16 protein-coding genes are annotated in these 19103 nt (G+C 71.0%); 5 read left to right on the top strand and 11 right to left on the bottom strand.

The features are described from left to right. The first annotated feature begins 105 nt into the window (after positions 1 to 105). Entirely contained in the window at positions 106 to 852 is a 747-nt protein-coding gene (locus tag ACH4FH_RS19190; RefSeq protein WP_398557039.1) for a GntR family transcriptional regulator, read from the top strand. 62 nt (positions 853 to 914) lie between these two features. Here ACH4FH_RS19190 and ACH4FH_RS19195 read toward each other — a convergent pair whose 3' ends face one another. Further along, positions 915 to 2072, bottom strand: a complete 1158-nt coding sequence (locus ACH4FH_RS19195; RefSeq protein WP_398557040.1) for an ROK family transcriptional regulator — start codon at positions 2070 to 2072, stop codon at positions 915 to 917. A gap of 306 nt (positions 2073 to 2378) precedes the next feature. On the opposite strand from ACH4FH_RS19195, the gene ACH4FH_RS19200 reads away from it, so the two are divergent. Next, on the top strand, positions 2379 to 2765 hold the full coding sequence (locus tag ACH4FH_RS19200) for a hypothetical protein (RefSeq protein ID WP_398557118.1): 387 nt from the start codon (positions 2379 to 2381) through the stop codon (positions 2763 to 2765). A 59-nt stretch (positions 2766 to 2824) separates the two neighbouring features. On the opposite strand, the gene mug is transcribed toward ACH4FH_RS19200, so the two are convergent. The 6 genes from mug to ACH4FH_RS19230 form a co-directional block, all read right to left on the bottom strand. Next, on the bottom strand, positions 2825 to 3376 hold the full coding sequence (gene mug, locus ACH4FH_RS19205; protein ID WP_398557041.1) for a G/U mismatch-specific DNA glycosylase: 552 nt from the start codon (positions 3374 to 3376) through the stop codon (positions 2825 to 2827). A gap of 1 nt (position 3377) precedes the next feature. Next, positions 3378 to 4811, bottom strand: a complete 1434-nt coding sequence (gene purB, locus ACH4FH_RS19210; protein ID WP_398557119.1) for an adenylosuccinate lyase — start codon at positions 4809 to 4811, stop codon at positions 3378 to 3380. Positions 4812 to 4914: 103 nt separating this feature from the next. Next, positions 4915 to 5709, bottom strand: a complete 795-nt coding sequence (locus ACH4FH_RS19215; RefSeq protein ID WP_398557042.1) for an SGNH/GDSL hydrolase family protein — start codon at positions 5707 to 5709, stop codon at positions 4915 to 4917. Between the two features lie 155 nt (positions 5710 to 5864). After that, positions 5865 to 6887 (bottom strand): hemolysin family protein, encoded by a 1023-nt coding sequence (locus tag ACH4FH_RS19220; protein WP_398557043.1) that lies wholly within the window; start codon positions 6885 to 6887, stop codon positions 5865 to 5867. Then, the gene (locus ACH4FH_RS19225) at positions 6884 to 8227 is read right to left on the bottom strand and encodes a hemolysin family protein (RefSeq protein WP_398557044.1); all 1344 of its coding nucleotides are present in this window, start codon (positions 8225 to 8227) and stop codon (positions 6884 to 6886) included. The genes ACH4FH_RS19220 and ACH4FH_RS19225 overlap by 4 nt, the downstream gene beginning before the upstream one ends. A 189-nt stretch (positions 8228 to 8416) precedes the next feature. Further along, a complete protein-coding gene (locus ACH4FH_RS19230) occupies positions 8417 to 8836 on the bottom strand; it encodes a GNAT family N-acetyltransferase (protein ID WP_398557045.1) in 420 nt (139 codons plus the stop codon). A 175-nt stretch (positions 8837 to 9011) separates the two neighbouring features. Between ACH4FH_RS19230 and ACH4FH_RS19235 the strand changes: the two genes are divergently transcribed. Next, a complete protein-coding gene (locus ACH4FH_RS19235; protein WP_398557046.1) occupies positions 9012 to 9806 on the top strand; it encodes a DUF899 domain-containing protein in 795 nt (264 codons plus the stop codon). A 78-nt stretch (positions 9807 to 9884) separates the two neighbouring features. On the opposite strand, the gene ACH4FH_RS19240 is transcribed toward ACH4FH_RS19235, so the two are convergent. Continuing rightward, positions 9885 to 11030, bottom strand: a complete 1146-nt coding sequence (locus ACH4FH_RS19240; protein WP_398557047.1) for a Glu/Leu/Phe/Val dehydrogenase — start codon at positions 11028 to 11030, stop codon at positions 9885 to 9887. Positions 11031 to 11055: 25 nt separating this feature from the next. After that, on the bottom strand, positions 11056 to 13959 hold the full coding sequence (locus tag ACH4FH_RS19245; protein WP_398557048.1) for an FAD-binding and (Fe-S)-binding domain-containing protein: 2904 nt from the start codon (positions 13957 to 13959) through the stop codon (positions 11056 to 11058). Between the two features lie 158 nt (positions 13960 to 14117). Here ACH4FH_RS19245 and ACH4FH_RS19250 point away from each other — a divergent pair, with 158 nt between their 5' ends. Beyond that, complete coding sequence (locus tag ACH4FH_RS19250) at positions 14118 to 15032, top strand: LysR substrate-binding domain-containing protein (protein WP_398557049.1); 915 nt, start codon at positions 14118 to 14120, stop codon at positions 15030 to 15032. A 97-nt stretch (positions 15033 to 15129) separates the two neighbouring features. Here ACH4FH_RS19250 and ACH4FH_RS19255 read toward each other — a convergent pair whose 3' ends face one another. Together ACH4FH_RS19255 and ACH4FH_RS19260 are read right to left on the bottom strand one after the other, a co-directional pair. Continuing rightward, positions 15130 to 16533, bottom strand: a complete 1404-nt coding sequence (locus tag ACH4FH_RS19255; protein ID WP_398557050.1) for an amino acid permease — start codon at positions 16531 to 16533, stop codon at positions 15130 to 15132. Positions 16534 to 16814: 281 nt separating this feature from the next. Continuing rightward, positions 16815 to 17729: a LysR substrate-binding domain-containing protein gene (locus tag ACH4FH_RS19260; RefSeq protein ID WP_398557051.1), complete on the bottom strand. Its 915-nt coding sequence runs from the start codon at positions 17727 to 17729 to the stop codon at positions 16815 to 16817. A gap of 173 nt (positions 17730 to 17902) precedes the next feature. On the opposite strand from ACH4FH_RS19260, the gene ACH4FH_RS19265 reads away from it, so the two are divergent. Then, a complete protein-coding gene (locus ACH4FH_RS19265) occupies positions 17903 to 19078 on the top strand; it encodes an NAD(P)/FAD-dependent oxidoreductase (protein WP_398557052.1) in 1176 nt (391 codons plus the stop codon). The last annotated feature ends 25 nt before the right edge of the window (positions 19079 to 19103 follow it).

Here is a 19103-nt window from a genome sequence, read left to right on the forward strand (position 1 = left end):
GCAACAACCTTTAATAAAGAAGTGCTCATATTTCGGGCTCCGGGGCGAGCCCGTGTCCGGTTGACGGCAGAGCCCCGCGGGGCAACGGCCAGTGCGGAGGACAGGGTGGGGACCACGCAGCTCGAAACGGTGCCGGAGCCGAAGTACTGGCACCTCAAGACCGTGCTCAGCGACGCGCTGGACTCGGAGTTCTCCGTCGGCGAGATCCTGCCCAACGAGCGTGAGCTGGCGGCGCGGTTCGGCGTCGCGCGGGCCACGCTCCGGCAGGCGCTGGAGCAACTGGAGCTGGAAGGCAGGCTGCAGCGCCGGCGCGGTGTGGGCACCACGGTCGCACCGCCGCGTGTCGGTGTCGCGGTCGACCCCGCCCGCGACACCTGGCCCGGCGCCCCCGGCGACGCCTGGCAGCCGGTGGACGCCGTCGAGACGGACGCGGTGCCCGCCGCGGTGGCGGCCCTTCTGGAGACCGCCCCCGGTGACCGGGTCCACCTCGTGCGCCGCAGCCGGGTCACGGGCGGCCAGCCGGTCGCCGCCGAGCTGCTGTACGTCCTCGCCGCGGCGGTTCCCGGCTGCTCCGGAGTGGCGCCGGTCAGCGCCACGGCCCACGCCCGCGCCGTGCTGCACGAGCTGCAGGCGCTCGAACTTGAGGGCCGGGACCGCACCGTGGAGCTGGGGTCGGCCCGCGCGGAGGACGCCAAGCAGCTGGACCGGCTGCCGGGTGCGCCCGTGCTGGTCGTCACCACCCGCTATGTCTCCGAGGGCCGGACCACCGCGGTCGCGGTCTCCACCTACCGCGCGGACACCTGCCGCCTCACCTTCGGTGAGAGCGACCCGGTTTCCCTGCTCGCCGGCTGAGACAGCTCCGCCCCGGGGCCCGCGTCCAGGACGGCGCGGGCCCTTCGTGACGTGGTCGCGCGTCAGCGGCGGCCCGTCACCGTGCCCTCCACCGCGAAGAGTTCGGCCTCGACGTGATCCAGGGCGAGACGCAGCGCCCCGGTCGCCACCGCCGCCTCGCCCAGCACCGAGAGCGCGACCTGTGGCGGGCGCAGGCAGTAGCGCGCCAGCTCCCCGCGCAGCGGCTCCAGTACGCCGGCCAGCCCCGCCGCCCAGCCGCCGACGACCACCAGCTCCGGGTCGAGCGCCAGCGCAAGCGCCGCGACGTCGTGCACCAGCCGCTGGATGAAGCGGTCGACGGCCTGGCGCGCCCGTACGTCCCCGTCGTGTGCCAACGCGAAGACCTTGGCGACCTGCGCCTCGTCCAGCGGGTGCAGCGGCTCGCCCGTCGTCGACAGCAGCGTCTCGGGGGTCGCCTCGCGTCCCAGCAGATGCAGCGCGCCGATCTCCCCGGCCGCACCGCCGAACCCGCGGTGCAGCCGTCCCCCGATCAGCGAACCGGCCCCCGGACTCAGCCCCGCGAGCACGAACACGATGTCGTCGGACCGGGTTGCCGCACCCTTCCAGTGCTCGGCCACCGCCGCGGCGTTGGCGTCGTTCTCGACCAGCACCGGACAGCGGAAGGACCGCCGTAGCCGGTCACCCAGCGGGAGGCCGGTCCAGCCGGGCAGCGCGGTGCCCAGCCGCACGGTCCCGTCCGCCTCGACGATGCCCGGACTCGCCACGCCGACGGCCCGCAGGGACCCGCGCGCCACTCCCGCGCGGCGCAGCAGGTCGGCCACCACCGTCCGTACCCGCTCCAGCCGTTCGTCGGCGGGCGCGGTCTCCGCCACGGGGCGCTGCGCGGAGTCCAGCACCCGCCCGCTGAGGTCGGAGAGCAGGGCCGAGACACGGTGCGGCCCGATCTCGATGCCCAGCAGATGTCCGGCCTCCGTGCGGAAGCGGAACCGGCGGGCCGGCCGGCCCTGGCGGCGCGCTTCACCCTCCTCGGCGGCCGATTCGACCACCAGGCCGGTCTCGATGAGCCCCTCGACCACGCCCTCGACCGTCGGGCGGGACAGGCCCGTCACCTGGACGAGGTGGGTGAGCGTGGGGGAGTCCGCGGCGCGCAGTGCGTGCAGCACCACCGCGGAGTTGATACGTCGCAGCAGGGAGGGGTCCCCACCGGTGAGCCGCCCCAACGTCCGTCTCCCTCGCGTTGCGTGTCTGGCGGATCGTAGCCGGTCAGCGGGTGTGCGGCGAGCCCCGAAAGCCCACCGCGCGCGGGGCGGGGCGGCGGGCGGCGCCGGGTCCAGGGGTGCTCCCGGCGCTCGTCCGCACCTGACGGGCGGCCAATTGTCAGACCCCGGCGGTTTACTGACGGTATGACGTCTGGAGAGCAGCCCCCGACCGCGGCGGCGCGCACCGCCGCCGCGAGCGGTACCGCCCTGACCACGACGGCGCAGCAGGTGGCGCTGATCGACGCCTTGCTGGCGCGTGCGTTCCCGGTGCGCAGGGAGCGCTTCGCCAGGGGTGAGAGCGGACCGGATTTCCATGTGGCACAGCTGTGGGAGAGCGCCGCGCTCCGGGAGGTGGACGCGGCGGACGCCCAGGAGGTGGGCGAGGACTGCGCCGCCGAGCTGGCGGCGCTGACCACCGTGCTGTCCTTACGGTGGGGTGAGCCCGCCGAGCTGGACCTCGCGGGCCGGCTGGAGCGGGTGGCGATGGGCCTGCCGGTCGGGCCGCCACTGGACCTGCTGTGCGGGCTGGTGCCGCGGCTGCACACCTGGCGCGCGGGGGACCGTTGGGTGGGTATCGGTGCAGGTCAGGGCGGCATCGAGCTGCCGTACCAAGTGGTGGTGGCGATCGGAGCGGGGGCGGTACCGGGAGGCTGAAGGTGACCGGGCGACGGCGACGGAGAGCCGTAGGGGGTGTGGAGGGTCGGCGCCGGGGCTCAGGGGTGCTCGGCGAAGGCCACCTCGCGCAGCCGGCCGTATTCCTCCGCCATGGTGGCGGGCGTCCAATGCGCGTTGAGGCCACTGGGGTTGGGCAGCACCCAGATGCGGGTGGCGCCCAGGGTGCGCTCCTGCGGTCCGATGGTGGCGCGCTTGTCGCCGAAGGCGACGCGGTAGGCAGTGACGCCCGCAACGGCGAGCCGGCCCGGGCGCAGCCGTGCGACCTTCTCCTCCAGCAGCCGCCCGCCTTCGCGGAGCTCCTCCGCCGTCAGCTCGTCGGCCTTCGCGGTCGCCCGCGCGACGACATTGGTGATGCCGACACCGTGCGCGAGCAGTTCGTCCTGCTCGGCGGGCTTGAGCAGTCGGGGCGTGAATCCGGAGGCGTACAGGACCGGCCAGAACCGGTTTCCCGGCCGGGCGAAGTGATGGCCGGTGGCCGCCGACAGCAGCCCGGGATTGATCCCGCAGAAGAGCACCCGCAGGCCGCTCGCCGCGACGTCAGGGACGAGGCGGTCGCGAGCGGCCTGCAGTTCCTCCGGTGTGAAACCCACGTCAGAGAATCGAGCCCGGCGTGTACGCCGCGGCCTCCGGGTGCTGCTTGGTGATCTCCTCGATGCGACCGACGACGGACGTCACCTGGTCGGCCGCGGCGCCCGTGAAGGACAGCTTGTCCGCCATCAGGGCGTCCAACTGGGCCTTGTCCAGCGGGATCCGCGCGTCGGCGGCCAGCTTGTCGAGCAGTTCGTTGCGCTCGGCGCCCTGCTCCCGCATGGCCAGCGCCGACGCGACCGCGTTCTCCTTGATCGCCTCGTGGGCCTCCTCGCGCCCGACGCCCGCGCGCACGGAGCCCATCAGCACCTTGGTCGTGGCGAGGAAGGGAAGGTAGCGGTCCAGCTCCCGGGCGACGACGGCAGGGAAGGCGCCGAACTCGTCGAGGACCGTCAGGAACGTCTCCAGCAGGCCGTCCAGCGCGAAGAACGAGTCCGGCAGGGCCACCCGGCGCACCACGGAGCAGGACACATCGCCCTCGTTCCACTGGTCACCGGAGAGCTCGCCGGCCATGGAGGCGTAGCCGCGCAGGATCACCATCAGGCCGTTGACGCGCTCGCAGGAGCGGGTGTTCATCTTGTGCGGCATCGCGGAGGAGCCGACCTGGCCGGGCTTGAAGCCCTCGGTCACCAGCTCGTGCCCCGCCATCAGCCGGATCGTCTTGGCGATCGAGGAGGGCGCCGCGGCGAGCTGCACCAGCGCGGTGACCACGTCGTAGTCGAGCGAGCGCGGGTAGACCTGGCCGACGGAGGTGAAGGCACTCCCGAAGCCGAGGTGCCCGGCGATCCGCTGCTCCAGCTCGGCGAGCTTCGAGGCGTCCCCGCCCAGCAGGTCGAGCATGTCCTGCGAGGTGCCGACCGGTCCCTTGATGCCGCGCAGGGGGTAGCGCGACAGCAGGTCCTCCAGCCGCCCGTACGCGACCAGCAGCTCGTCCGCGGCGGTCGCGAAACGCTTGCCGAGCGTGGTGGCCTGCGCGGCGACGTTGTGCGAACGGCCGGCCATGACCAGCTCGGCGTTCTGGGAGGCAAGCGAGCCGAGCCGCGCCAGTACGGCGACCGCGCGGTCCCGCATCAGCTCCAGCGACAGCCGCACCTGCAGCTGCTCGACGTTCTCCGTCAGGTCGCGGGAGGTCATGCCCTTGTGGACCTGCTCGTGGCCGGCGAGGGCGTTGAACTCCTCGATCCGGGCCTTGACGTCGTGCCGGGTGACCTTCTCGCGCTCGGCGATGGAGGCCAGGTCGACGTTCTCCAGGACCCGCTCGTAATCGGCCAGGGCCTGCTCGGGGACCTCCACCCCCAGGTCCTTCTGCGCGCGCAGCACGGCGAGCCAGAGCTTCCGCTCCAGCTTGACCTTGTATTCGGGGGACCAGAGCACGGCCAGCTCCGCGGAGGCGTAGCGGCCGGCCAGGACATTGGGGATGCGAGGCTTCGCAGACACAGCAGTCACGTGGCCAGAGTCTACTGGCGATTTACGCAGGCCAGCGCCCCGGCCCCGGCTGTGCTTTCCTCCAAGCCCGCCGACCGCGGCGGGCGCCCCGGCATCAGCCGTCGTACGGCAGCAGTTCGGGGCGCTTGGCCGGCCGGCCGTCGCCGGAGGACCGCCCGGTGAGCCGGCGGCCTATCCACGGCACCAGGTGCTCGCGGGCGAACCGCAGATCCGCGGCACGCCGCGCGCCCCAGCCCGGGGGCACGGCGGCGGGCAGCGGCGCGTCCCAGTCGGACTCGGCATCGAGGCCGAGCGCCTGCCAGACGGCCTCCGCGACCCGGCGGTGACCCTCGTCGTTCAGATGCAGCCGGTCGTCCGCCCACAGTCGCGGGTCGGACAGGGCACGCGAGTCGTACAGATCGACGACCACCGCGCCGTGCCGCTCCGCCAGCGCGTCGATGTGCGCGAACAGCTGTTCCATCCGCGAGCGGAACCGCTCCATGACCGGCCCCTGCCGGCCGGGGCTGCGCATCAGCACCAGCTGACCGGGCCCCTGGGCCAGCCGCTCGGCGGCCGCCGCCAGCTGCGCGCAGACGGTGTCCACGTCGCACTTGGGCCGCAGCACGTCGTTGAGCCCGCCGACCAGCGTCACGAGGTCGGCGCCCATCGCGGCCGCGGGGCCGCACTGCTCGTCGAGGATCTGCCCGATGAGCTTGCCGCGCACCGCGAGGTTGGCGTAGTGGAATGCGGGCGGTGGTCCGTCGGTGTGGCTGCGCTGTCGTGCCGCGAGCCGGGCCGCGAGCAGATCGGCCCAGCCGCGGTAGGAGCCGTCCGGCAGGGCGTCCGACATGCCTTCGGTGAAGCTGTCGCCGACCGCGACGAAACTGGTGTAGTGGGCATTCATCTCCATGGCGCGGAGATCTTATCCCGTGGCACAGGCGGCGCGTCGGCCGGAGTGCGGAAGCGGGGCCACCTCCCCTTCGGCGGACGAAAGCGGCCGGTGGACCCCCGTGGGCCCACCGGCCGCGGCTCAGGGTCCGAAGCCTTCGCCGTCGCGCTCGCGCTTCACGCCGCGGGCGGCCGCTGCAGCACCAGCTCCCGCAGCACGTCCTCCATGGACACCAGCCCGGCCAGCGTCCCGTCGTCGCCGATCACCGCGGCCAGGTGGGTCCGCGAGCCGCGCATCGCCGTCAGGACGTCGTCGAGCAGCGTCGCGGCCTTGACGCGCGCGATCGGGCGCAGCGCGGAGACCGGGAACGGCACATGGCGCGGGGCGGCGTCCAGGGCGTCCTTGACGTGCAGATAGCCGAGGATGCGGCGGGTGTCGTCGACGACCGGGAACCGGGAGAAGCCGGAGTCGGCGGCCAGCCGCTCCAGCCCCTCCGGGGTGACCCCTATGCGCGCGGAGACCACCTTCTCGGCCGGCAGCACCACGTCCCTGACCGGGCGGCGGCCCAGCTCCAGGGCGTCCCGCAGCCGCTCCTTGGCCCGGTCGTCGAGCAGTCCGGCGTCCCGGGAGTCCTCGACCATCTTCGCGAGCTGATCGTCGGAGAAGGTCGCGGCCACCTCGTCCCTGGTCTCCACCCGCATCAGCTTCAGCAGCGCGTTGGCCAGGGCGTTGATCGCGAAGATGACCGGGCGCAGCGCGCGGGTCAGGGCGACCAGTGGCGGCCCCAGCGCCAAGGCGGTGCGCACGGGCTCGGCCAGCGCCACGTTCTTCGGCACCATCTCGCCGAAGAGCATGTGCAGATAGGTCGCCAGGGACAGCGCGATCACGAACGAGATCGGGTGGATCAGCGCGTGCGAGATCCCCACGGCCTGGAAGACCGGCTCCAGGAGATGGGCGATGGCCGGCTCGGCGACCGCGCCCAGCACCAGGGTGCACAGGGTGATGCCCAGCTGGGCGGCGGCAAGCAGCGCGGAGACGTGCTGCAGGCCCCACAGGACGCTGCGGGCGCGGCGGTCGCCGCTCTCGGCGTGCGGTTCGATCTGACTGCGGCGCACCGAGATCAGCGCGAATTCGGCCCCCACGAAGAAGGCGTTGACCACCAGGGTCAGCAGGCCCACGAAAAGCTGGAGTGCGGTCATCGGCCGGCCTCCGCGTCATGGTCCTGGCTACTGCCGGGCAGCGGCGCGTGCAGCAGGACACGGGCCGCGCGGTGGCCGGTGGCGTCCAGCACATCCATCGACCAGCCCTCGACCTCCAGGACGTCGCCGTCCACGGGGATCCGGCCCAGTTCGGTGGCGACCAGGCCGGCGAGGGTCTCGTACGGGCCCTCCGGCAGGTGAAGGCCGATCCGCTGGAGCTGGTCGGTGCGGGCGGCGCCGTCTGCCTGGTAGACGCTGCGGCCGTCGGCGTCGACACCGGCAGGCGCGAGGTCGGGCGTCTCCTGCGGGTCGTGTTCGTCGCGGACCTCGCCGACGACTTCCTCGACGATGTCCTCCAACGTCACCACACCGGCCGTGCCGCCGTACTCGTCGATGACCACGGCCATGGTCCGCTTGCCGGACAGCCGGTCCAGCAGATGGTTCACGGGCAGGGTCTCCGGCACGAGCAGCGGCTCGCGCAGCAGCTCTGAGACGGGGTGCCGGGGGCGGCGCTCGGCGGTGACCCTCAGCACGTCCTTGATGTGGACGACACCCACGACGCTGTCCAGGCTGCCGCGGTAGACGGGGAAGCGTGACAGCCCGGTCGCCCGGGTCGCGTTGGCGACGTCCTCCGCCGTGGACTGCACCTCCAGGGCGATGACCTGCACCCGCGGCGTCATGACGTTCTCGGCGGTCAGCTCGGAGAGCGTGAGGGTACGGACGAAGAGCTCGGCGGTGTCCGGCTCCAGCGCGCCCTCCTTGGCGGAGTGCCGCGCCAGCGCGACCAGCTCCTGCGGCCCGCGGGCGGACGCCAGCTCCTCGGCCGGCTCCAGGCCCATCCGGCGGACCATGTGGTTCGCGGTGGTGTTGAGATGCCCGATGAGCGGCTTGAAAGCGGCGCTGAACCCGCGCTGCGCGGTGGCGACCTTCTTGGCGATGGTCAGCGGACTGGAGATCGCCCAGTTCTTCGGGACCAGCTCGCCGACGACCATCAGGACGACGGTGGAGATCGCCGTACCGAGGACCAGGGCCACCGAGTCGGCGGCGGAGCGCGGCAGGCCGATCGCGTCCAGCGGTCCGGCCAGCAGGGTGGCGATGGCCGGCTTGGACAGCATGCCGATGACCAGGCCGGTGACGGTGATGCCGAGCTGGGCGCCGGAGAGCTGGAAGGTGAGACCACGCACGGCCTTGAGGGCACTGTCCGCGCCACGGTCACCGCGCTCGACGGCGCGCTCCAGATCGCTGCGCTCGACGGTGGTCAGCGAGAACTCGGCCGCGACGAAGACACCACAGGCCACGGTCAGGCAGAGCGCTACGGCCAGCAGGAGCAGCTCGGTCATCGGGTCACCTCCGTCCCATGATCGAACAGGATCGGGAGGTTCGCGCTATGTCGGGAGGCTGCTCGACTACTGGGGGGCTCGCCCATGGCTGGACGCTCACACACCTTTCACTGGGTAGAGGGAACCACCATGGTAAAGGACCGGCAAAGGGTCGCGGTGTGTGTGGCCCTCCGGCTCGGCCGGCCGCGTTCAGAGCGACTTGACCCAGCGTCGCCAGTGGTCCTCGCGGTGGTAGCCGGCCGCGGCCCAGGTGTGCTGTGCGCGTTCGTTGGCTTCGAGAACCATGGCGTCGACCCGTCGACCGCCCAGCGCGAGGAATCGCTGCTCCACCGCTTCCATCAAGGCGGAGGCGATGCCTTGCCGACGGCAGTCCGGGTGGACGGCCAGCCGGTAGGCGGAGCATCGCCATCCGTCGAAGCCGGCTATCACGGTCCCCGTGAGGACGCCGTCGCGCTCCGCGAGGAGCAGGGCTTCGGGGTCCCTGTTGATGAGCCTGGCCACCCCGTCGTGGTCGTCGCTGATGCTCGTCCCTTCCGCGGCCTCGCGCCAGAAACGCAGCACGGCGTCGATGTCGGAGAGGGTGGCGAAGCGGATATGAAGATCACTCATGGAGTGAGCCAAGCAGAGCGCCGACAGGCCCGGCCAGCGCTTTTCGGCATGCGAGACGCGCAACGCTTCTTGGGCGACACGCGGCATGGGCGCGCCAGTTGACCGGGCCCGACGCAGACTGGAGGTGTGGCCCGCTTCGCCCGACGGCACAACGCAAGCAGCTGGGAGCGTGGAGATGACGATGTCGAACCTGCCCGAGGTGGTGTCGCGGGAGGAGTGGTTCGCCGCCCGCAAGGAGCTTCTGGCGGAGGAGAAGGAGCTCACGCGGGCGCATGACCGGGTCAACGCGCTCCGTCGGCAGCTGCCGATGGTCCGCATCGACAAGCAGTACACCTTCGAAGGACCGAACGGGACGGTCGGCCTGCTCGACCTGTTCGACGGGCGGTCCCAGCTGGTCATGCACCACTTCATGTGGACCTTCGACATCGACGCCGACGGCGCCGAGCATCCCCGCGACACCGGCTGCCCCAGCTGCTCCTCCGCGGCTGACGGGATCGGCGGGCTCAGGCAGCTGCACGTCCGCAACACCACGGTGGCCGCGGTGACCCGGGCGCCGTACGCGAAGCTCGCCGCGTACCGCGAGCGGATGGGCTGGACATTCCCCTGGTACTCCTCGGTCGGCAGCGACTTCAACTACGACTTCCACGCGACCGTCGACGAACGGGTCGCCCCCGTGCAGATCTGGCACCGCACCGAGGCCGATCTCGCCGAGGCCGGCATGCCGTGGTCAAAGAGCATGCGCGGAGACTGGCCGGGCATCAGCGCCTTCCTGCGGGTCGGGGACGAGGTCTTCCACACCTACGCCACGTTCGGCCGCGGCATCGAGGAGTTCCACAACGGCTACCGCTACCTCGACCTCACCGCGCTCGGCCGCCAGGAGGCGTGGGAGGAGCCGAACGGCCGCGCGGTCCCGCTGGGCCTGCAGGTCGGCGGCCCCGCCATGCGCCTGCCCGACGAATACGACGCCTGACGGCGTCGTCCGAGGCTGCGGCGCATGTGCGGGCCACCCGGTGCGCTGGACCGCTGCGACGGCTGCGAAGGCTGCGGCTCAGAGGGGTAGGCGCCCCTTGCTGCGCATGGCGGTGCGGACGCGCTCCTCGGCGAGGCTGCGGCCTGCGGTGTGGGGGGTGGTGCTGCGGCGCTGTGCCTCTTCGAGGACGGTGACGGCATTGGCGCGCAGCCGGCTGGAGATGGTCTCGAAAATGGTGGGGGTGTCGGGCCGGAATCCGGAGTAGCGGGCATCCATGGCGAATGCGGCGGCGACGACACCGCCCGCGTTGGCGACGAAGTCGGGGAGTACGGCGATGCCGCGCTGCGCGAGAATGCTCTGCGCCCGGGGGGAGGTGGGAAGGTTCGCGCCTTCCACGACGAGCTTGGCCTTGATCCGGTGGGCCGTCTCGTCGTCGACGACATCCTGGAGCGCGGCGGGGACCAGGATGTCGCAGTCGACGGTCAGTTCCTGGCCGGGCCCGATGCGGGCACCTTCGTAGTGGTTCACGAAGTCGTCGCCGTACTCCTCGCGGGCGGCGAGCAGGGCGGGGACGTCCAGGCCGCTGGGGTCGTGCAGCGCGCCCTTCGCGGTGGAGACGGCGACGACGGTCGCGCCGAGTTCGGCGAACCGCGCGGCTGCGGCGTTCCCCACGGCGCCGAAGCCCTGGATGGCGACCCGGGATCCGGCCGTCGGCAGTCCCAGGCTCTGTGCGGCGGCGGCGTCGGTGGCTTCGGCGACGCCGTAGCCGGTGACCCCGAGCTTGTCGTAGGCGACACCGCCGAGGTGCTCGGGGGTGCCGACCGCGGCACCCCTGTCGCCAAGTTCGTCCTGGATGATGGCGGCGTCGTTCTCGGTCAGCCCCATGTCCAGGCCCATCACGTATTCGCGGGGCACCTCGTTGGACAGGGACCGGGCGAAGGCCCGTAGGACGGCTTCTTTGTCGGGGGACGTCGGGTCCGCGACGATTCCGGCCTTCGCGCCGCCGTAGAAGAGGTCGACGCTCGCCCACTTCCATGTCATGACGCGGGCCAGGCGGGCGATTTCACCGACGGAGACGCCAGGGCTCATACGGGTCCCGCCCTTGCCGATGCCGCGCGCCGTGTTGTCGATGACCAGGACGCCCTTCATGCCGGACCGCCGGTGGGAGACGACGACGATCTTTTCGGGGCCCCAGTCGTCCACGAGGGCGAGTGCGTCAGTCACGGTGTGTCCTTGTCTGTGGGAGCGGTCAGGCGCCGGTACGGGAAGGCAGGGCACGGGCGATCAGTTCGGCGAGGTGAGTGCCGCGGCGGTCGGTCTGCTGGGCGATCTGGGTACGGCAGCTGAAGCCGTCGGCGAGGACGACCGTGTCGGGTGCCGCTGCCCGTACCGCCGGCAGCAGCACCTGCTCGCCGGCCGCGACGGATACGTCGTAGTGGCCACGTTCGAAACCGAAGTTCCCCGCCAGGCCGCAACAGCCGGAATCCAGGCTGTTGTTGTCGACGCCCATGCGGTGGAGCAGAGCGCTGTCCGCGCTGAAGCCGGAAGTGGCGTGCTGGTGGCAGTGGGTCTGGCTGAGGGAGCGGGCCTCGACGCGCGGGGGCTGCCAGTCGGGGGCATCGCCGGTGAGGAGTTCGGCGAGGGTGACGGTGGCGCGTGCCAGGGCGCGGGCGGCCTCGCTGCCGTCGAGGAGTTCTGGCAGATCGCTCTTGAGCGCCGCGGTACAGCTGGGTTCGAGGCCGACGACCGGCATGCCGTCGTGGACCGCGCCCTCCAGGGCGGCGACGGTGCGCTCGGCGATGCGGCGTGCGATACCGAGCTGGCCGGTGGTGATCCAGGTCAGTCCGCAGCACTGGGTGCCGTCGGGGACGTGCACGCGGTAGCCGGCGTCTTCCAGGACGGTGACACCGGCCCGGAGGACCTCGGGAGTGAAGTGGTTGTTGAAGGAATCGACCCACAGCATGACCGGTCCGCGGCTGCCGGGACCTGAGGGGGCGCGGTGGCGGAACCAGCTGAGGAACGTCCGGTCGCTGAAGCGGGGGATGTCCCGCTGTGGGGCGATCCCGCCGAGACGCTTGAGCAGGGGGGCGAGCCGTGAGCCGGTGACGAAGTTCGTCAGCCGGGGCATCCGGGCCGCGAGGCGTGAGAGCAGCGGCAGCCAGCCCATGGTGTAGTGCGAGGCCGGCCGGATGCGTCGCTTGTAGTGGTGGTGGAGGAACTCCGACTTGTAGGTGGCCACATCGACCCCGACGGGACAGTCCGCGCTGCACCCCTTGCACGACAGACACAGGTCGAGGGCGTCACGGACCTCGGTGGACCGCCAGCCGTCGGTGATGACGTCGCCCTGGGTCATCTCGTACAGGAGGCGTGCGCGTCCTCGGGTGGAGTCCTTCTCGTCCAGGGTGACGCGGTAGCTGGGGCACATCACGTCGCCGCGGTTGCCGGCGGAGCGGCACTTGCCGACGCCGACGCACCGGCGGGTGGCTTTGGCGAAGTCCCCGCCGTCGGTGTGGAAGGGGAAGACGGTTTCCAGGGGAAGGAACGTGCGGCCGGGGCTGACGCGAAGGTTTCCGTCGACGGGCAGCGGGTGCACGATCATGCCCGGGTTGAGGCCGTTGTCGGGGTCCCAGATGTTCTTGAACTGCTCGAACAGGGCGATGACGTCGGGCCCGTACATCAGCGGTAGCAGCTCGGACCGCGCCTGCCCGTCGCCGTGTTCGCCGGAGAGGGAACCGCCGTGTGCCGCGATGAGTTCGGCCCCTTCGGTGACGAAGGCGCGGAAGACGCCGGTGCCTTGCTCCGTGGTGAAGTCGAAGTTGATGCGTACGTGCAGGCAGCCCTCGCCGAAGTGTCCGTAGACGGCTCCTCGCAGTTGGTGCCGGTCGAGGAGCTGGGTGAACCCCCGCAGGTAGGAGCCCAGTTGGTCGGGTGGGACGGCGGCGTCTTCCCAGCCCGGCCATGCCTCGGAGCCGTCCGGCAGCCGTGTGGCCAGCCCTGCTCCGTCTTCGCGGATCCGCCACAGGCGGCGTGCCCGCGCCGGATCGGTGATGACCTCGCTGCCGGTGAATCCCGATGCCCCTTGAGCGCTTCGGGACAGCGCCGAGGCCAGCTCGGGGAGTTCGTCGCGTGCACCGCCGAGTTCGGCGAACAGCCATGCCTGTGCGGCGGGCAGGGTGTCGATGGCGGCCCGGGTTTCGGGGCGGGTGACGATGTCGGTCAGGGCGTGGTCGAGACCTTCGAGTGCCAGCAGCCGGTGCCGCAGCAGTTCCGGTACCGCGTCCGCGGCGGCACAGGCGTCGTGGAAACCGAGTACCACCAGGGCGCGCGCCGGTGGTGGGGTGATGAGGCGTACGGTCGCGGAGAGGATCACCGCGAGGGTTCCCTCGCTGCCGACGAAGGCCTTGGCCAGGTTGAAGCGGTTCTCCGGCAGCAGGTGCTCCAGCGCATAGCCGGAGACCTGCCGTGGGAACCGGCCCAACTCGGTGCGCAGCGGCTCAAGGTTCGCCTGGGCGAGTCGGTGGAGGGAGCCGATGAGATGTGCGCGTTCGTCGTCCGCGGCGATGGCCTCGTCGATCTCGGCCCGCGTCATCTCGCCGAGCCGTATGACGGTGCCGCGGTAGGTGACCACTTCGAGTGCGGTGACGTTGTCGGCGGTGCGCCCCCAGGCGACGGAGTGCGTTCCGCAGGCGTTGTTGCCGATCATGCCGCCCAGCGTGCAGCGACTGTGGGTGGAGGGGTCGGCCCCGAACAGCATGCCGTGCTCGGAGGCAGCCGCCTGCAAGTCGTCCAGCACGATGCCGGGCTGGACCGTCGCGGTCCGTGCCTGCGGATCGAGCGCGATCAGGCGGTTGAAGTAGCGGGAGAAGTCGAGGACGACGCCTGAGCCGACGGCCTGCCCGGACGTGCTGGTGCCGGCGCCCCGTGACGTGAGGGGTACGCCCAGGCGGCGGCACACCTTCAGCGCGTTGAGGACGTGCTGCCGCTCGCGCGGGAAGACGACCGCCAGCGGAACCTGACGGTAGTTGGACGCGTCGGCCGAATACTGGGCCCGGCGGCCGGCGTCACCGGCGACCTCTCCGCAGTCCTCTCGGCTCAGGGCATCGGCCACCGCTGCCGCGTCGAGCGCGCTGCTGCCCTGTGCTGTCGTGGTCACTCTGCTCGCTCCTTCGGATGACAGGTCACGATCGACCTGGCCGTGTCCACGATGTGCGCTGCCCGGGGGCCCAACAAGGGCCAGCAGGACGAAACATTTGACACTTCAGGGCAAGCACTGCTTATCCTCGCGGCACGTGGCGACGACAGGAGCCGGCCTTGCTGAAACCTCCGCATCTGCTCACCCTGAAAGCCGTTGTGCACACGGGTTCTTTCGCTCTCGCGGCCCGCGATCTCGGCTACACCGCGTCCGCCATCTCGCAACAGATCTCCGCGCTGGAGAGGGACACCGGGTTGGTGCTGTTCGAGCGGGAGGCGCACGGCATCCGCGCGACTGCCGCGGCCCGTCATCTGGTCGATCTGAGCACCCGGGTGCTGACCGCGCTGGACGACCTGGACCATCAGGTCCTGGAACTGGCGACAGGCACCACCGGCCGGCTGGCGCTCGGCAGCTTCCCCACCGCCGGTGTGTGCCTGGTGCCTTCCGCGCTGTCCGCCCTCGCCTCGACGCACCCGCGGGCGCAGATCCAGCTGGAGGAAGGCGAGCCGGACGAACTCCTCTCGGCGCTTTCCGAGGGGGAGCTGGACGTGGCCCTGGTGTACGAGTACGGGCTCAGCCCCCGGCAGTGGCCCGACAGCCTTGCCCGGTACCCCCTGTTGCGGGAGGACCTTGTCCTGCTGCGTGCCGCCGGCAGCGGTATCAGCGCGGACCTGCCAGGGCTGGCGGGGCAGCGCTGGATCACGAGCCGGGAGGGCACCGCCGGTGCGCTGTCCCTGACGAGACTGTGCGCCGCCGCGGGATTCGACGCCCAGGTCGCCTTCCGCAGCAACAACTACGACGTGGTGCGAGAACTGGTCAGTACCGGTCTGGGAGTGGCCGTCGTGCCGGCCCTCGGGCACAAGCCCAGTGACCGCATCGACGCCGTTCGACTGGAGCGGCCCTCGGCCCACCGCACCGTCATGGCCCTGCACCGCAGGGAGAACAGCAATCCGCTGCTCGGCGCGACACTTCGGACGCTGCGCACCGCCGTACCCCGCGACGAGCGGTACCTGCATCCTGCGGCTTCCGCCTAGCGCCCGGCGTGCCGCGTCCCGCAGCGGTACCCCGGCGCTTCGGGGGCACGCTCCGAGGAGCCTCGCTCCGGCGGAACCGGTGAGGCTCCCGCCGGAACTACCGGACGGTGGTGGTCACCGGCTCGGGCTCGTCGGAGTCCGGCATCTCATTGAGGGCGTCGAGGTCCACGGAACCACCCGGCATGACCTGCCGCGTGCGGCGGTAGCCGTAGCAGCCGTAGATCACCAACCCGACCACCAGCCACCCGGCGAGGCGCACCCACGTCTCCCACGCCAGGAACGACATGAGCCACACCGAGAAAATCATGCCGAGGACCGGCACGACGGGCATTCCCGGACACCGGAAGCCGCGCTTGAGGCCGGGCTTGCGGTAACGAAGGATCAGCACGGAGGCGGAGACCACCACGAACGCCAGCAGGACGCCGATGTTGGTGAGTTCGGCGACGGCGTTGATGGGCATGAGGCCCGCCATCACGGCGGACACGATGCCGATCAGCCAGGTGGCGCGGTGCGGAACCTTGCGCTTGGGGTGGACGGCACCGAACCAGGTGGGCATCAGACCGTCACGGCTGAGGGCGTACCACAGGCGGGAAGCGCCCATCATGAACGAGAAGGTCACGGTGACGATGCCGATGACCGCGCCCAGCGCGATGACATTGGCCAGCCCGCTCAGTCCCGCGCTCTGGAAGGCGCTGGATATGCCGCTCTTCGGGTTGAGTTCGCTGTAGTGCTGCATCCCTGTGAGCACCACGCACACCAGGACGTACAGCACCATGGAAACGGCCAGGGAGAGCATCATGGCCTTGGGCAGCTTGCGGCGCGCCTCCACCGACTCCTCCGCCGCGGTGCTGAGCGCGTCGTAGCCGAAGACGGCGAAGAAGACCGTCGCGGCGCCGGTGAACGCCCCGCCGAATCCGAAGGGGGCGAAGGGCTGCAGGTTCTGCGTGTCGACCTTGGTGAACCCCACCACGATCACGAGCAGCACGATCGCGATCTTGATGACGGTGAGGACCGTCTCCACCCGGGCCGACGTACGGGTGCCCCGGTTCAGCAGCCAGGCCACTCCCAGGCAGATCGCCACGGCGAGCAGGTCGATCCGGTGGCCCGACCCGGTACCCGGAGCGCCCAGTGCCCACGTGGGCAGGTGCAGTCCGACCGCGTTCAGCAGGAAATCCAGGTAGCCCGACATGCCGATCGCGACGACCGCGACGATCGCCGTGTACTCCAGCAGCAGGTCCCAGCCGACGATCCAGCCCACGACCTCCCCCAGGACCGCCGCGCAGTAGGTGTAGGAGGATCCGGCCTTCGGCACCATTCCCGCGAACTCGGCGTAGGCGAAGGCCGCGCACAGTGACGCCGCGCCGGCCACGAGGAACGAGATGAGGACGGCCGGTCCGGCGACGTCGCGGGCGACGGCCGCCGCCAGGCTGAAGATGCCGGCTCCGATGATGGCGCCGATGCCGATCATGGTCAGCTGGGTGAGACCGAGTGTGCGCACCATGCGCGCGCCGGAGGGCTGCTCGTGGGGAAGGGTTCTCCTGAAGACTCCCTGCGGGCCTCTGCCCAGCAACGCGGTCAGGCGAGATGTGGACGAAGGGCTGGGGGACATCGCATCGCTCCCTGTCTGCGAACGGCAGGAACGAGAGGGCTGCCGCAGTGGTGAGGGTCACCACTGGCTCGGAACCCTCGCTCACGAGGCGCGGTCGGCAGAAGACTCTCCACCACGACAAGTTGCCGCTCTCAGGGCAAGCGGAGCTGGTGCCCGGTGACGAAGCGCGTGTCCTACTCGGGAGTGCCCTGCCCGGCCCCCGGGACGGTCTGCAGGATGTCGACCAGCGCCTGCATCGAGGGGCGGTGTTCGGCGGAGGCGCGGAAGACCACGACGATGTGCCGCTCGATGGTCTCCCGCAGTGCCACCACATCGAAGCGCGAGGACCGCAGCTTGAGCATCAGATCCGTCACGGTGCTCACGCCGATGCCCGCTTCCACCAGGCCCAGTGTCGTTGCGGTGTCGGTCACCACGTGCTGGACATCGGGTTCGAGGCCGGCCCGTCTGCACGCGGTCCGCACGGCGCGGCCGTAGTAGCTCTCGGCCGAGGGGAGGATCCAGGTCAGATCGCGGGTGTCGGCCAGACCGACCACCTCGCGGCCTTCCATCGTCCCGGCCGGCACCGCCAGGGAGAAGCGCTCGCCGTACAGCTTGCGCACACACAGCGTCGGATCGCGCGGGATGGGCACGTCCGGATAGTCCAGTCCGAGGGCGAGGTCCACATCGCCGGTGGCCACCGCGTCGTAGATGTCGTCGACATCCATGTCCTGGCTGCGCACGGTGAGCTGCGGATGGCTGATCCGCACCCGCTGCAGGGCCCGGGGAAGGATCTCGACGGCGGCGGTGGCGAAGAGCCCCACCCGCAGCACCCCGGAGATCTCGTCGCGGCTGCGTTCCAGAGCCTCGACCGCCTCGGCCTCGGTGGCCAGGATCCGCTCGGCATGACGGGCCAGCGTCAGGCCGGCATCCGTCATCTCCACCCGTCGGCCGACCCGCCGCAGCAGCTCCATGCCGGTGGCTCGCTCCAGGGCGGTGATCTGCTGCGAGACCCCGCCCGGCGTGTATCCGAGCGCCGCCGCGACCGCGGTCACCGTGCCACGCCTGGTCAGCTCCACCAGGGAACGCAGCTGCGCACTCGTCCAGTCCATATAGAGATCCTAATTAATCGAGGCCAGAAACTGTTCATGGACGTCAATGGTGATCTGCTGCACGATGACGGACCAGACAGCTGATCAGCGTCTCCCCACGCAAGGACAGCCCGAGCCGGGCCCTGGAAGATCTCTCCTCGGCTCCGGGTCGGCTTCTGGAAGGGATCGGCCTCTTGTCCACCTCACCGTTCTTCCGCACCGTGCCGCCGACAGCCGATGTCGTGATCATCGGCGGCGGCGTGATGGGTGCCGGCATCGCCTTCCACCTCGCCGAGGCAGGAGTGCGGGACATCGTCGTCGTGGAGCGCGGCGACCTTGCCTGCGGCAGCTCCGGAAAGCCGATCGGCGGAGTGCGTGCTCACTTCTCCGACCCGCTCAACATCGAACTGGGCAGCAGGAGCCTGCGTGCCTACGAGAACTTCCCGGACCGGCCCGGCGCGGACATCCGCCTCGACACCGTCGGATATCTCTTCCTGCTGGACAGCGAGGAGCAGGCCGCGGACTTCGAGCGCAGTGTCGCCGTCCAGAACAGTCTGGACGTGCCCAGCCGCATGATCGGTCCCCGGGAGGCTCGCGCGCTGTGCCCCTATGTCAGCACCGAGGGCCTGGTGGCGGCCGTGTACTCACCCACCGACGGACACGCCCGTCCCAAGCTCGTGGTCCGCGGCTACGCGCACGCGGCGGAGAAGGCCGGCGTCGTCCTCGCCACCCGCACCACGGTCACCGGCATCGACACGGCGTCCGACCGGGTTACGGCCGTGCACACCGACAGCGGCACGATCTCCTGTTCCACGGTGATCTGCGCTGCCGGCGCCTGGTCCGCCACCATCGGCGACATGGTGGGCGTCAACCTGCCCGTACGCCCCGTCCGGCGGCAGCTCGCCTTCACCGAGCCGTTGCGGCCTCCCGCCCCGCGCATCCCCTTCACCATCGACTTCTCCTCGTCGGGGTACTTCCACAACAGCGATGACGGACTGCTCTTCGGCCTCGCGGACCCCGATGAGGAAGTCGGCTTCGACACCACCTGGACCCCGCGATGGCTCGACCTCTTCCGTACCGCGGCGCGGCGCAGGGCCCCGGAACTGGCCGACATGGAGATAGCCACCGGCTGGGCCGGACTCTACGAGGTCACCCCGGACCACAACGCGCTCATCGGGCGCTCCGGAGTACTGGACAACTTCCTGTACGCCACCGGATTCTCCGGCCACGGTTTCCTCCAGGCCCCGGCCGTCGGCGAGATCGTGCGCGATCTGTATCTGGACCGCGCACCCTTCGTCGATGTCACCGCTTTCAGCGCCGACCGCTTCACGGCCGGCGCCGACATCCGACCCGAAGCCCACGTGGTGTGAACACCCGACCGGAAAGGCAGGCCGG

The organism is Streptomyces sp. NPDC017993 (genome assembly GCF_044328065.1).
Lineage (GTDB): Bacteria > Actinomycetota > Actinomycetes > Streptomycetales > Streptomycetaceae > Streptomyces.